Genomic DNA, 13932 nt, shown 5'->3' with positions numbered 1-13932 from the left:
AAGTGGAACTTTTTGACGGATTAAAATTTAAGATTGTACGCAGAGATATTAAGATTGCTTTTCCAGAATCAACGGATGCACGTATTTTAGGAGCTGCAGCACGTTTGAAAATTGAACAGCTTTGTGAGCCGATTTTGATTGGGAATTTAGATCAAGTGCGTGTAGCAATTCACGATCGTGGGTTGCAGTCTTCTATGTTCAAAATTATCGATCCAGACAATTTTGATCGTTGGGATGAAATGGTAGATGCGTTCGTAGAGCGTAGAGGGGGCAAAGTCTCACGTGAAGATGCCCAAAAGATTTTAAAAGATGAAAACTATTTCGGGACAATGCTTACTTATATGGGAATTGCTGATGGGATGGTGAGTGGAGCAATTCATTCGACTGCAGATACTGTTCGTCCTGCGTTGCAAATCATCAAAACAAAACCGGGAATTTCACGTACAAGCGGGGCATTTTTGATGGTTCGTGGTCGTGACCAAGAAAAATATTTGTTTAGCGATTGTGCGATTAATGTGAATCCAAACGCTCAAGAATTAGCAGAAATTGCCGTAGATAGTGCAAAAACTGCAAGTTTGTTTGACATTGATCCCAAAGTTGCTCTTCTTTCATTCTCAACAAAAGGAAGTGCCAAAGCTCCAGAAGTTGAAAAAGTTGCAGAAGCAACAAAAATCGCCAAATCACTTGCTCCAGATTGCATTATTGACGGAGAATTGCAATTTGATGCGGCATATGTTTCAAGCGTTGGGCAACTAAAAGCTCCAGATTCTGAAGTTGCGGGACGTGCGAATGTGTTTGTTTTCCCAGATTTGCAAGCAGGAAATATTGGGTATAAAATCGCACAACGTCTTGGAAACTTCGAGGCGATTGGGCCGATTTTACAAGGGTTGAACAAACCTGTTTCTGACCTTTCCCGTGGTGCAAACGAAGAAGATGTTTACAAACTTTCAATTATTACAGCAGCACAAACTTTGTTAAATGATGAATAAAATACTTGCCATGCTCCGTATTGAGCGTGGCTTTTATTTTTCAAAATGAAAAGAACGACTACATTTCACCCAAAACTACGAATATTCAACAAAAAAAACGAAGAATCATTCGATAAAATGCTGAAATCTTTTCTATCTTTTGGTAGAATAAAGGAAAAGACTTTTATGGTATAGGAGAGAAAAAAATGTCAGCTATCGTATCCGTTATTATGGGCAGTACAAGTGATTGGTCAACAATGAAAGAAACTTGTGCGATTTTGGATGAATTTGAAGTGCCGTATGAGAAAAAAGTAGTTTCTGCACATCGCACACCTGATTTGATGTTTGAACACGCTGAAAACGCACGAAAAAATGGCTTTCGCATAATTATTGCAGGAGCTGGAGGAGCTGCTCATTTGCCAGGAATGGTGGCAAGTAAAACAACTTTGCCAGTGATTGGTGTTCCAGTTCAAAGCAGAGCATTAAGTGGTTTAGATTCTCTTTTGTCAATTGTTCAAATGCCGGGAGGCGTACCTGTTGCAACGACTGCAATTGGAAGTGCTGGCGCAGTGAATGCAGGGCTTTTAGCTGTTGAAATGCTTGCAATGACAGATGAAACACTTGCTGAAAGACTAGAGACACGTAGAGAAAATTTGAAAAAAATCGTACTAGAAAGTAGTGAGAAACTTGTCTAAAATAATTTTACCAGAACAAACAATTGGCATTGTAGGTGGCGGGCAACTTGGTCGCATGATGTGTGTTGCGGCAAAATATATGGGCTTTCGTGTCGGTGTACTTGACCCAACGGAAGATGCTCCCGCTGCCCAAGTAGCTGATTTTCATATCCAAGCGGATTATGACGACGAAAAAGCAATGACTGAGCTTGCTGAGAAATCAACGATTATCACCTATGAATTTGAAAATGTGGACGTTGAAACCCTCAATAACGTGCAAGGAAAGGCTGAAATTCCACAAGGAACGGATTTGCTCGCAATTACACAAGATAGACTCCTTGAAAAAGTATTTTTGGAGGAAAATAATGTCATTATTGCACCGTATGCTACGATTATTCGTGCCTCTGATATTCAGCGTGGACTAGAAGAAGTAGGATTCCCATGTGTATTGAAAACAACACGAGGTGGATACGACGGAAAAGGACAATACGTGATTTATTCTATGTCTGATGTCGCACCAGCAATGAATCTTTTGCGTGACGGCACGTGCGTTTTAGAGGCGTGGATTCCATATGAAAAGGAAATTTCAGTGATTGTTGCAGGAAATGGAAAAGATAGCTTTACTGTTTTTCCTGCGGTTGAAAATATTCATCGTAGCAATATTTTGCATGAAACCATTGCACCCGCTCGTATTGAGCAAGAAATTGGCGAAGAAGCCGAACGCATTGCCTTAACTATTGCAAAAGCATTGAAATTAAGCGGAACGCTTTGCATTGAGATGTTTTTAACAAAAGAAGGAAGTCTCTACGTCAACGAACTTGCTCCACGTCCGCACAATTCGGGGCATTATACGATTGAGGCTTGTAGCATGAGTCAATTTGAGGCACATATCCGAGGAATTTGTGGTTGGCCACTTCCAGAAGTAAAAATATTAAGTAGAGCTGTAATGGTGAATGTTTTGGGGAATGAATTTTACGATACACAAAATTTTATCAAAGATAAACCAGATTGGCACTTCCATTACTATGGAAAAAAAGAGGCGAAATATGGTCGAAAAATGGGGCATATTACCATTTTGACTGAAAATGTCGAAGAAACACTTGAGGAAATTTTCCAGACGGCGATTTGGGATTGAGCATAAAAAATAAAAACAAGGAGCTTATAAAAAATGATTGAACGCTACACAAGAGAAGAAATGGGCAATATTTGGACAGAGGAAAATAAATATAAAGCATGGCTTGAAGTCGAGATTTTAGCAGATGAGGCTTGGGCTGAGTTAGGTGAAATTCCGCATGAGGACGTGGCGAAAATTCGTGAAAAGGCAACGTTTGATATTGACCGCATTTTAGAAATTGAACAGCAAACACGTCATGATGTGGTAGCTTTCACTCGTGCAGTCAGCGAATCTCTTGGTGAAGAACGCAAGTGGGTGCATTATGGATTGACTTCGACAGATGTAGTAGATACAGCTTATGGTTATTTGTTCAAGCAGGCGAACGATATTTTACGTGCAGATTTGCAAAACTTCACTCAAATCATTGCCAACAAAGCAAAAGAGTATAAATATACTGTGATGATGGGACGTACTCATGGTGTTCATGCGGAACCTACGACATTTGGTTTAAAACTCGCTCATTGGTATTCAGAAATGAAACGCAATATCGAGAGATTTGAACACGCAGCTCTTGGTGTTGAGGCTGGAAAAATTAGTGGAGCAGTCGGAACGTTTGCCAATATTCCTCCATTTGTAGAAGAATACGTTTGTAAAAAACTAGGCATTCGCCCGCAAGAAATTTCAACGCAAGTATTGCCTCGTGATTTGCACGCAGAATATTTTGCGACACTTGCCTTGATTGCCACAAGTGTTGAACGCATGGCAACAGAAATTCGTGGACTTCAAAAGAGCGAACAACGTGAAGTAGAAGAATTTTTTGCGAAAGGTCAAAAGGGAAGTAGTGCAATGCCTCACAAACGCAACCCTATCGGGAGCGAAAACATGACAGGACTTGCCCGTGTCATTCGAGGACATATGATAACTGCTTATGAAAATGTTCCACTTTGGCATGAACGTGATATTTCACATTCCTCAGCAGAACGCATTATCACACCAGACACGACGATTTTGCTTGATTATATGTTGAATCGTTTTGGTAATATTGTTAAAAACTTAACGGTATTCCCTGAAAACATGAAACGTAACATGAATGCGACATTTGGACTTATTTACTCGCAACACGTGATGTTGACACTTATCGACAAAGGAATGACACGTGAAGAGGCGTATGATTTGGTGCAACCAAAAACTGCTGAAAGTTGGGATAATCAAGTCGATTTCCGTCCTCTTTTAGAATCAGACGAACGCATTACCTCTATTTTAAGCAAAGAAGATATAGATGCAGCATTTGATTACAATTACCATTTGAAACGTGTAGATGAAATTTTCGAGCGTGTTGGATTGAACGAAAAAGAAGGAAAATAAATTTTATGAAAAAATTCAAAGACTATATTTACAAAAGACCAAACTACGAAGAATATGCAAAAAAAGTTCGTGAAACACGAGAGAAATTTGAACAGGCGAAAACAGTAGAAGAAGCCTCCTCTCTTTTTCGTTTATTACTTGAAGAAGAGGCAACGGTTGAATCTATGGGAACATTGCACCAAATCCATTTTTCTTTAAATGTTAATGATGAATTTCACAAAAAAGAAGATGAGTGGTGGAATGAGTACGCTCCATTATTTGACGAATGTGCAATGGAAACGTCCTCTGCACTTTTGAAATCACCATTTGTGAAAGAATTACAAGAAATTTTTCCTAAAACTCTTTTCTTGCTCGCTAAATGTAAAACCAATACCATTTCAGAAACGACACTTGACCTTCGTCAGCAAGAAAATGAATTAATTTCAAAGTACGATGAATTAATGGCGAACGCAACAATCGAATTTGACGGTGAGGTTTACAATTTGCCACAAATGGCTAAGTTCATGACGGATACCAATCGTGAAGTTCGCAAACGTGCGGATAAAGCAAGAACAGCGTGGTATGTTCAAAACGAAGAACAATTTGACCGTATTTACGACGAAATGATTAAAAACCGTCATCAACAAGCAGTAACGTTAGGTTATAACAATTATGTTGAAATGTCGTTAGATATTCGCCAACGTTTTGGCTATTCGCAAAAGGATATTGAATACTATCGTAAACAAGTTTTAGAAGTTGTAGTACCTGTGGCTCAAAAACTTTACGCTAGACAAGGGAAACGTATTGGCGTGGAAGAAATGAAACACTACGACTTAGATTTGCAATTTTTAGATGGCAATGCAACACCACAAGGAGAAAAAGATGAACTTGTAGCAGCTGCAAGAAAAATGTACTGCGAACTTTCCAAAGAGACAGGTGAATTTTTCGACTTTATGGTAGAGCGTGATTTACTTGATTTGGATGCGAGAAAAGGAAAAATGGGAGGCGGATACTGCACGTATATTTCTGATGAAAAATCTCCGTATATTTTTGCGAATTTCAACGGAACGAGCGGAGATGTTGACGTGTTGACACATGAGGCAGGACACGCTTTCCAAGTATATTCTTCAAGACATATTCAGGAAAACTCACTCATTTGGCCGACAATTGAGGCAGCGGAAATTTTCTCTATGAGTATGGAATTTATCACATGGCGATGGATGGAAAGTTTCTTCAAGGAACACACCAATCGCTACAAATTTTCTCACTTATCTGCAGGTGTTCAATTTTTGCCTTACGGTGTACTTGTTGACCATTTCCAACAAGAAGTTTATACTCATACAGGATGGAGTGCTGTCGAGCGTAAAGCGACTTGGAGACGACTGGAGAAAATGTATTTACCGCACAAAGATTATAGTGAAAGTCCAGATTTAGAAAGAGGAATTTTCTGGTTTAAGCAAGCACATATTTTTGGAGCACCTTTCTACTATATTGACTACACTCTCGCTCAAGTGGTTGCACTGCAATTTTGGAAAAAATTTAACGTGGAACAAGCAAGTAACGCTTGGGAGAAATATTTAGAGGCTACAAGTGTAGGAGGGACAAAAACATTCCTTGAAATTATTGAACTTACAGGAGCTAACTCACCGTTTGAAAAAGGAACTTTACGTGAAGTAATTCAAGAAGTAGACGATTATTTAAGTGCTATTTCAGAAAAAGAGCTGGCACTTTCCTAAAAAAATGTGAAAATAAAACTTTTTTTGTAGAAATTCACGCTTTTTAGTTGAGTTTTAGCGGAAATAGTATATAATGAAAAAAGTGAGGATTAGACAGTAGTATCTTTACGAATGCTAATCTCAAATATTATTTTTTTTGAACCATAGGAGGTTTTTTACAAAATGGCTAAAGAACATTATGACCGCAGTAAACCACACGTTAACATTGGTACAATCGGACACGTTGACCATGGGAAAACTACTTTAACTGCTGCAATCACTTCTGTATTGTCTCGTCGTTTACCAAGCGGTGTAAACGTAGCGAAAGACTACGCATCAATTGATGCTGCTCCAGAAGAACGCGAACGCGGAATCACAATCAATACTGCACACGTTGAGTACGAAACTGCTAACCGTCACTATGCACATATTGACGCTCCAGGACACGCGGACTACGTTAAAAACATGATCACTGGTGCTGCCCAAATGGATGGTGCTATCCTTGTAGTAGCTGCAACTGACGGACCAATGCCACAAACTCGTGAGCATATCCTTCTTTCACGTCAAGTAGGGGTTAAAAACCTTATCGTATTCTTGAACAAAGTTGACTTGGTTGACGATGAAGAATTGCTTGAATTAGTTGAAATGGAAGTTCGTGAATTGTTAAGCGAATATGACTTCCCAGGTGATGACGCTCCAGTTCTTGCTGGTTCTGCATTGAAAGCTCTTGAAGGCGATGCTGCATTTGAAGACAAAATCATGGAATTGATGGATACTGTTGATGAGTATATCCCAACTCCAGAACGTGACACTGACAAAGACTTCTTGCTTCCAGTCGAAGATGTATTCTCAATCACTGGACGTGGTACAGTTGCTTCAGGTCGTGTGGATCGTGGACAAATCAAAACAGGTGACACTGTTTCTATCGTTGGTATCAAAGAAGAAATCAAAGACGCTGTTGTAACTGGTTTGGAAATGTTCCGTAAAACTTTGGATTACGCTGAAGCTGGAGATAACGTTGGTGTACTTCTACGTGGTATCCAACGTGATGAAATCGAACGTGGTCAAGTATTGGCTAAACCAGGTTCTATCACTCCACATACTAAATTCAAGGGAGAAATCTACGTTCTTTCTAAAGAAGAAGGTGGACGTCATACTCCATTCTTCACAAACTACCGTCCACAGTTCTACTTCCGTACAACTGACGTGACTGGTAACATCCAATTACCTGCTGATGTTGAAATGGTAATGCCAGGTGATAACGTAACTATCGACGTTGAGTTGATTCACCCAATCGCCGTTGAACAAGGTACTACTTTCTCTATCCGTGAAGGTGGACGTACTGTTGGTTCAGGTATGGTTACTGAAATCGAAGCATAATTTCTACAATGTAGAATGTAAAGCACAATCTTCGGGTTGTGCTTTTTTACGTGCAATATTCTTTTATCCAAAACTAAAAGCGCTAGAAATCCTTTGCATCAAAGGTTTCTAGCGCTTTTTTATTCCCACTCTGTAATGATAGAGGTTGATTAAGTGAGAAACAAGTGATATGAAAGGAATTAGTGTCCTTTCGATTATTTGAATTTGGCAAGTTATTGTCGGGTTGGTTGCAAAATGGTTGCAGTTTTTCAAGAATATTATTTATACCATATTATCTTGCTAATGTTAATAGATGACGAATTAAGTTGTGGTAATCAAAATCTTTAGTATCAATTATGCCATCGATATATATATCAGTGTCTAATTTGTCTTGATGATATTCAGTATTATTCCATTTTGCTTTTCCGTGGAAGGAATCTGTATACAAACAAAAAAATTTTTCTCGTTTTTCTGTAGTTATGGCTTCAGAAGGAAACCATCCACGAATTTTTATGATTTTGTGGGTATCGTGTTCTAATTCGACAGTTCCTCCATATGGAGTTTCATCATTATTTTTATCATACACCTGAAACTCAAAATCAGAGACTAAATTTAAAACAAGGGAATCTGTAGATTTAAGGAAGTACCAGACCATGTCAACCAATTCTTTACATCTTTTTTGATTGGGTGGTGGACTATCATCGTGTTCAATGAGATTTCGTATTTCTAGAAGTATTTTCATTAGATAAGGTCTTACAAGGTTATAAGTTTCTAATAATTCTAAATAGCCTTTAGGCTTTTTGGGGAAATCAATTTTTTTAAAATTATATATTTCCTCAATCAGTTTTAAACGATGATTCATACTTCTTTTTAGGTTTGTTATTCCATCAGTAAGATCAAATGGAGTTTCATTTTTTTCTACTAAACTATTGGCTCTATCCCATATAAGATAAGCTCTTTGTTGATCATCTAACGACTGTAATGTGGAACATGAAGTATACCATTCAATGTTTTCGTATAGATAATCTTTAGATAACCATATCTCTTTTTTCAAAATTATTCCACCTCTCTTTATAAAAAAATTAGTTCTTCAGTTGCTTTAGTATCTTTCTATTTTTCACAAAAAATCCTCATTCTCGCAATTATCAAAGAAATAACCACTTTTTCGATAATTAGAGAATTTCCTACACGAGAAGAATAAGGGGCTTACTTGTTTTCCTCTATATATTTCAAATCTTTAGCAAGTCTATGAACTTCTTCTATTTTTTCATCTGTAGGTAGAATCTTTGAAATTCTAGGTGGATAAACATTGTATGGAATATTTCCTTCGTAAATATCTAATTCGTCAATAGAACCATTACTTAAACCTTCTGAAATACTTCTTTCATCTGGAATTTTAGTTTCAACAAAAACCCCATCCAAATATTTAAGGGAAGTTGCCAATGTGTTAATTATATATATTTCTTCATCTGAAGGAAGTAGGGATGTTAAATTGGCATTTTCATCAAGGTCATATGCTTTCTCAATTGTTTTTATACTACTTGCCAATGTAACAATATTATGAAAAAGCTCATTAGGATTTCCTTGTGAATCGTGAAAGGTGCTAAATACTTTTTCCACTTGTAAGACATCTCGTATTTTATCATGATATTCGTCAATCCTATCTAAAATAAGTGGGGTATCTGATACAACAATTTCTGAAGGTTTACCAAATAGTTGAATAGCATTGGCATTTAGAATTTGGCTCAATTTCTCCAGATTTTTAAAAGTAGGATATCCTTCGCCTTTTTCTATATTGGATATAGTTTGTTTGTTTACCCCTAATTTATCCGCTAGATCTTTTTGTGTCATATTTTTTTCTTTTCTTAAGCGAGCAATATTTGATCCAAAATTCTCGATCATAAAAAGCCTCCCATAAGTATTTTTTTATTATTATATAATTTCTACTTGTAATAATCAAGTTTTGTTGTATAATAAATTACGATTTAAAGTGACTTTTAAAAGTTAAATGCATTTTAGTCATTTTTAATCGGATTAAAGTTTGTGAAGAAGGAGGTGGAATAAGATGGATTCAGAAGAATTAATTAACAAAATTGATGGTCTAAATAGTGTATCTACATTTCATCGCTGGCGAAAGTTTGCAGAGGAATTATGTAACGTGAAATTTCAATAAAAAACAATTCAAATAGGAAAAACAACCTATACGAAAATCTATGAATTTTCTGAATCAGATGTTGAAAAATTTCGTCAAGTTTCTGATTTGAGAAATCGAGGATGACCTATAAAGGAAGCTGTTGTTGAAGCTTTTGAAAAACAAGTTATTAAAAATGAAAAAGAAATAGAGAATAGGACGATCCTTGACAAGTTAATAAAATTCATTAAGAAAATGAATGAGCAGGTAGATAATCTAACTGCCAAAATGACTGACATGGATCAGCAGATGATCTTAGTTAGGCGTGAAAACTACCAGTTAAAGGAGCGTATCATTGAGTTAGAGAATGGAAAGTTGGATAAGCCTTTTTCGAGAAAGAAATCTTGACAGATTTCCCTTTCAACTGACGATTTTGTCAACAAAGACAAAAATCGGCAGATTGGAAATAGGAAAGATGGCAAGAAGAGCGAAGCGAGAAATCAGTGATTGCTAATAGCACTGTAACATTATGCTTTGCTTCTGATGAAACACCTTATTTAACAAGGTTTATGACACGTCTAACCATGCGCAAAATTGTTGATGAAAGGGATAGATAATTGAAGACAAGCCAGAAAAATGTAACGGCTAAAATTGATTGGCTACAAATTATTTTTTATCATTGTTCAATTGAAGAGCTGTTGGAATCTCTTTTAAAAATTGAAAAGCAGTGTTTTTTAGTAGAGAAAGCTCAAATTCGGCACAAGGAGTATGATGTTTGTTATTCTTATGGTTATATACGTTTGAATTTCCTCCTAGTGATGAGACGGAGTGTTATTTGGTTTTTAGTGGAGATGCTTGCAGTTTGTACGAAAGACAGCTTATTTCATTAGAAAGTAGTTGGATCATATTTTTTCAACAGCTTGTATTACAGTTTAATCAACGATTTAAAGTCAAACGTTTAGATATTGCACTTGATGATCGAAATGAACTTCCTTATTTTAAGGTAGAGCAACTGATTAAGCTGTGTAAGAAAAAAAGGTACGAGTCTAGAAAACGAAAATTTCATATAGCTGAGAGCAATGTAGTTGGAACAAAAACCAGCAAAACGCTCTATATTGGAAAGCGAACATCGGATATCATGTTTCGGATATACGATAAAGATTTAGAAACAGCCCAAAAGGAAAAAAGAGCAGTTCAAGAATTGGCTCTTGGAAACGTCTTGAAGTGGAATTTAAGCGAGAGGCAGCTCACTCGGTAGTCGAATTGATTTCACAAGACAATCAACCACTAGAAGTGTAATACGTGGATTTGTTAAACAAGAACTAACTTTCTATTTAGACGATAATCACACAAGAATTCCTCGATTCTGGAAACGATATTTAGGAAATGTTGCTCCATTAAACATACCAAGAAAATATGAGACTAGGGGGTTGAAAGACACGGAACAATGGTTTTTGTTTGGAGGTGGTTTATCCACGTTGAAAGCTTTTGATAAACTCCCCCTCTTATTCCCAAAAATCAACCACTTATACCAAATCACGCAAAACATGGAAAAAATTTGTTATGATAACACTAGAAAGAGGTGAGGACATTGAATAAATTCCAGCTATCAATTTTACTCGATGAGACGATTTCTTTTCCAGAAGTGTTGTTAAAAGCGAGAGAAACGGAGGAGATTGCGGAAATCGTAACACTTTTAGAAGAATATGACAAAGGAAAAACAACGAAATTGTTAATTAAAACAGCGGACGGAGTGGAGGTAATTGAAAAATCCGTCATTCAAATTATCGAAAGTTTTGGGAAAAAGGTGGAGATTACAACAGAAGAAGAGGTCTATCAGACAAATGGACCGCTTTATCAGGTGATTGAAAGAATAAATGATGTCACGTTTATCCAAATTTCCAAATCAGTCTATGTCCAGATGAAAAATATTCGGCGGCTAGAGCTTTCGTTTTCTGGCAATTATTTGGTAGAAGTAGGCAAGCGAAAACTGAGTGTTTCAAGACGATTTGTAAAAGAATTACTCCGTCGATTAGAAAAATTATGAGGTGAATAAAATGAAAACAGTCGTAAAACTATTATATCTTGGGATTTCTCTAGGCTCCATTCTCTTTACGCTCTCAGCTTTAGTATTTTCATTGGAGGCAAGAGGATTTGCGTTCGCCTATTTATTGCTTAGTTTATTCATTGCTCTGGCAAGTGCAATTTATGAGGTAGAAAAACTCACGCTCCTTACACAAACACTTTTTCATTTAGGTGTTTCCTATATCGCTTATTTAGCCATTGCATTTTACTGCAAATGGATTCCGATGAATTTTGTAATCGTGCTAACATCAACGATTTTTTTCCTTATTTTATTTTTCATCATTTGGTTTGTTATGTATCTTTACAAGAAACGGAAAATAGAGAGAATCAATCAGAAATTGTCTTAATGCTACCTCTAAAAACTCACGCTTACTATTTTCTTGTGTTGTCATTGATAAAGATTCTCATTCCTATTTAAGCATTTTTGCTCTCTTTTTGCTTTTTATTGTGTTATCTTAATAATGTAGAGAACGCATAGAAAGAAGTGGTAAAAATGAAGAATTTAGTGAAAAATAAAGAACGGAGTGCCTTTCTTTCAACAGGACTTTGCTTACTTTTTATGGTAATAGGTTGGAGTGTAGAGAGGTTGGGAGGTTCTTTTTATCAAATTCCGTATATATTTGCTATCCTTTTTGGCGGTTGGAAACAGACGAGCGAGGGAATTGTAGAAATATTTGAGGATAAAACGCTCAATGTGGATTTGTTGATGGCACTTGCAAGTATTGGAGCGTGTGCGATTGGCGACTGGGTAGAAGGGGCAATGTTGACATTCATTTTCTGTTTGTCAGGAGCTTTGGAAGAATATACGACGAGTAAAAGTAAGAAAGAAATCACTTCTCTTATGAATTTACAGCCGACAGTTGCAAAGAAAATACATTCTGACGGTTCAATAGAAGAAGTAGAAGTTTCCTCACTTGAACTTCAAGATAAAATTTTGGTGGCAAAAGGGGAAAATATTAGCGTTGACGGCGAAATTCTTCACGGTGTAACCAATGTGGACGAGTCATTACTAAGTGGCGAGGCAATTCCTGTTGAAAAATCTTCGGGGGATAGTGTGTACACTGGCACAATGAATTTAGGCAATGCGATTACGATTGTCGTTACGAAAAAATCTGAGGATACGATGTTTGCCAAAATCGTGAAATTAGTAGACGAGGCACAGAACAATCCGACAAAAACCGCTAGTTTTATTGAAAAAATTGAAAACACTTATGTCAAAATTGTTCTTTGTGCTGTTCCTTTGATGATTTTACTGACGCATTTTCTATTTTCTTGGTCTTGGCATGATAGTTTTTACCGTGGAATGGTGTTGCTTGTCGTTGCCTCACCTTGTGCTTTGGTCGCAAGTGCCACTCCTGCAACACTTGCAACGTTGTCAAATTTAGCAAAACGTGGAGTGTTATTTAAAGGAGGGCAAGCGTTGGAGAACTTGGAAGGCTTGCGTGCAATTTCTTTTGACAAAACAGGAACATTAACTGAAGGGAAACCGAAAGTAACAAACGAATGGTTTTTAGAAGAAAAAAGAAACATTGCCCCTATTTTACTTGCAATGGAAGAGATGTCAACGCACCCGATTGCTACGGCGATTGTAGAGTATCTCTCAAGTGAAACACACACTTTTACCAAGCTAGAAGTCATTGAAAAAGCTGGATTTGGTCTGGAGACAGAAGTAGACGGTGCGATTTATAAAATCGGGAAACACGCATTTGATGAGAAAAAAACAAAAATTCACCCCAGCCTTTTGGAAAACATTACACGTTTAAAAAACGAGGGAAAAACGGTGATTTTCTGTTCAAAAAATGATGAATTAATTGCATTTCTTGCTTTGCTTGATACGGAAAAAGAAGAAAGTGTACTTGCCGTACAATACTTCAATTATCACGAAATTCAAACGATGATGATGACAGGTGACAATGAAGGAGTTGCCAATCATATTGCTCAAAAAATTGGGATTCAAGAAGTATATGCGAATCTTTTGCCAGAAGATAAAACGATCCTTATTCAAAAACAAAAAGAGCGTTTTGCTGTGAACGCAATGGTTGGCGACGGGATAAATGATGCACCTGCTCTGGCTACTGCATCGATTGGTGTGGCAATGGGTGAGGGAAGTGATATTGCAATGGACGTGGCAGACGTGGTATTGATGAAAAACGATTTAGGCAATTTGGTTGTTAGTCATAAACTTTCTAAAAAAATGAAAAAAATCATCAAACAAAATATTTGTTTTTCACTAACAATCATTTGCCTCCTTATTTTATCCAATTTCTTTCAAATTATCACTCTTCCACTAGGGGTATTAGGACATGAGGGAAGTACGATTTTAGTTATTTTGAATGGTTTAAGAATGTTAAGAGCTTAGAATGAGAGATTGGAGCAAAACGTTGTTCTAATCTCTATCTTTTTTTGCACAAATTGTGGCAATATTTCTATAAAGTATGATAAAATATTTTTATAACTTTCCTTAATAAGAAGGGAATGGGGAAATAAACAATTGCAGAAAAACTAAAAGCGTAATGGTGCGTTTTGAAGTCTGCAACAGTGA

General features: G+C 36.8%; 13 protein-coding genes. 11 read left to right on the top strand and 2 right to left on the bottom strand.

The features are described from left to right. The first annotated feature begins 2 nt into the window (after positions 1–2). The 6 genes from pta to tuf all read left to right on the top strand — a co-directional run bounded on the left by pta (position 3) and on the right by tuf (position 7195). On the top strand, positions 3–989 hold the full coding sequence (pta, locus tag B5D30_RS07725; protein WP_078807491.1) for a phosphate acetyltransferase: 987 nt from the start codon (positions 3–5) through the stop codon (positions 987–989). Positions 990–1174: 185 nt separating this feature from the next. Next, a complete protein-coding gene (purE, locus tag B5D30_RS07720; protein ID WP_078807490.1) occupies positions 1175–1663 on the top strand; it encodes a 5-(carboxyamino)imidazole ribonucleotide mutase in 489 nt (162 codons plus the stop codon). After that, positions 1647–2777, top strand: a complete 1131-nt coding sequence (gene purK, locus B5D30_RS07715) for a 5-(carboxyamino)imidazole ribonucleotide synthase (protein WP_078807489.1) — start codon at positions 1647–1649, stop codon at positions 2775–2777. Before purE ends, purK begins: the two co-directional genes overlap by 17 nt. Before the next feature lie 33 nt (positions 2778–2810). Then, positions 2811–4121, top strand: a complete 1311-nt coding sequence (gene purB, locus B5D30_RS07710) for an adenylosuccinate lyase (RefSeq protein ID WP_078807488.1) — start codon at positions 2811–2813, stop codon at positions 4119–4121. 5 nt (positions 4122–4126) lie between these two features. After that, positions 4127–5836, top strand: a complete 1710-nt coding sequence (locus B5D30_RS07705) for a M3 family oligoendopeptidase (protein WP_078807487.1) — start codon at positions 4127–4129, stop codon at positions 5834–5836. Positions 5837–5998: 162 nt separating this feature from the next. Beyond that, complete coding sequence (gene tuf, locus B5D30_RS07700; RefSeq protein ID WP_078807486.1) at positions 5999–7195, top strand: elongation factor Tu; 1197 nt, start codon at positions 5999–6001, stop codon at positions 7193–7195. 271 nt (positions 7196–7466) lie between these two features. On the opposite strand, the gene B5D30_RS07695 is transcribed toward tuf, so the two are convergent. Together B5D30_RS07695 and B5D30_RS07690 are read right to left on the bottom strand one after the other, a co-directional pair. Beyond that, positions 7467–8228 (bottom strand): hypothetical protein, encoded by a 762-nt coding sequence (locus B5D30_RS07695; RefSeq protein ID WP_078807485.1) that lies wholly within the window; start codon positions 8226–8228, stop codon positions 7467–7469. Positions 8229–8380: 152 nt separating this feature from the next. After that, a complete protein-coding gene (locus tag B5D30_RS07690; RefSeq protein WP_078807484.1) occupies positions 8381–9076 on the bottom strand; it encodes a helix-turn-helix domain-containing protein in 696 nt (231 codons plus the stop codon). Between the two features lie 846 nt (positions 9077–9922). Here B5D30_RS07690 and B5D30_RS14080 point away from each other — a divergent pair. The 5 genes from B5D30_RS14080 (at position 9923) to B5D30_RS07665 (ending at position 13749) form a co-directional block, all read left to right on the top strand. Further along, entirely contained in the window at positions 9923–10195 is a 273-nt protein-coding gene (locus tag B5D30_RS14080; RefSeq protein WP_327442537.1) for a hypothetical protein, read from the top strand. Further along, a complete protein-coding gene (locus tag B5D30_RS14075; protein ID WP_234984640.1) occupies positions 10141–10563 on the top strand; it encodes a replication initiation factor domain-containing protein in 423 nt (140 codons plus the stop codon). The genes B5D30_RS14080 and B5D30_RS14075 overlap by 55 nt, the downstream gene beginning before the upstream one ends. Before the next feature lie 333 nt (positions 10564–10896). After that, positions 10897–11352 carry a LytTR family DNA-binding domain-containing protein gene (locus B5D30_RS07675; protein ID WP_159443262.1) on the top strand — a complete coding sequence of 152 codons (456 nt, stop codon included), beginning with the start codon at positions 10897–10899 and terminating at the stop codon, positions 11350–11352. 10 nt (positions 11353–11362) lie between these two features. After that, positions 11363–11737, top strand: a complete 375-nt coding sequence (locus B5D30_RS07670; protein WP_078807482.1) for a DUF3021 domain-containing protein — start codon at positions 11363–11365, stop codon at positions 11735–11737. Between the two features lie 146 nt (positions 11738–11883). Then, the gene (locus B5D30_RS07665; RefSeq protein ID WP_078807481.1) at positions 11884–13749 is read left to right on the top strand and encodes a heavy metal translocating P-type ATPase; all 1866 of its coding nucleotides are present in this window, start codon (positions 11884–11886) and stop codon (positions 13747–13749) included. Positions 13750–13932: the final 183 nt, after the last annotated feature.

Source organism: Pilibacter termitis (genome assembly GCF_900167335.1).
Lineage (GTDB): Bacteria > Bacillota > Bacilli > Lactobacillales > Streptococcaceae > Pilibacter > Pilibacter termitis.
Note: the sequence above shows the minus strand (reverse complement) of the source record. Positions and strands in the feature narration are given on the sequence as shown.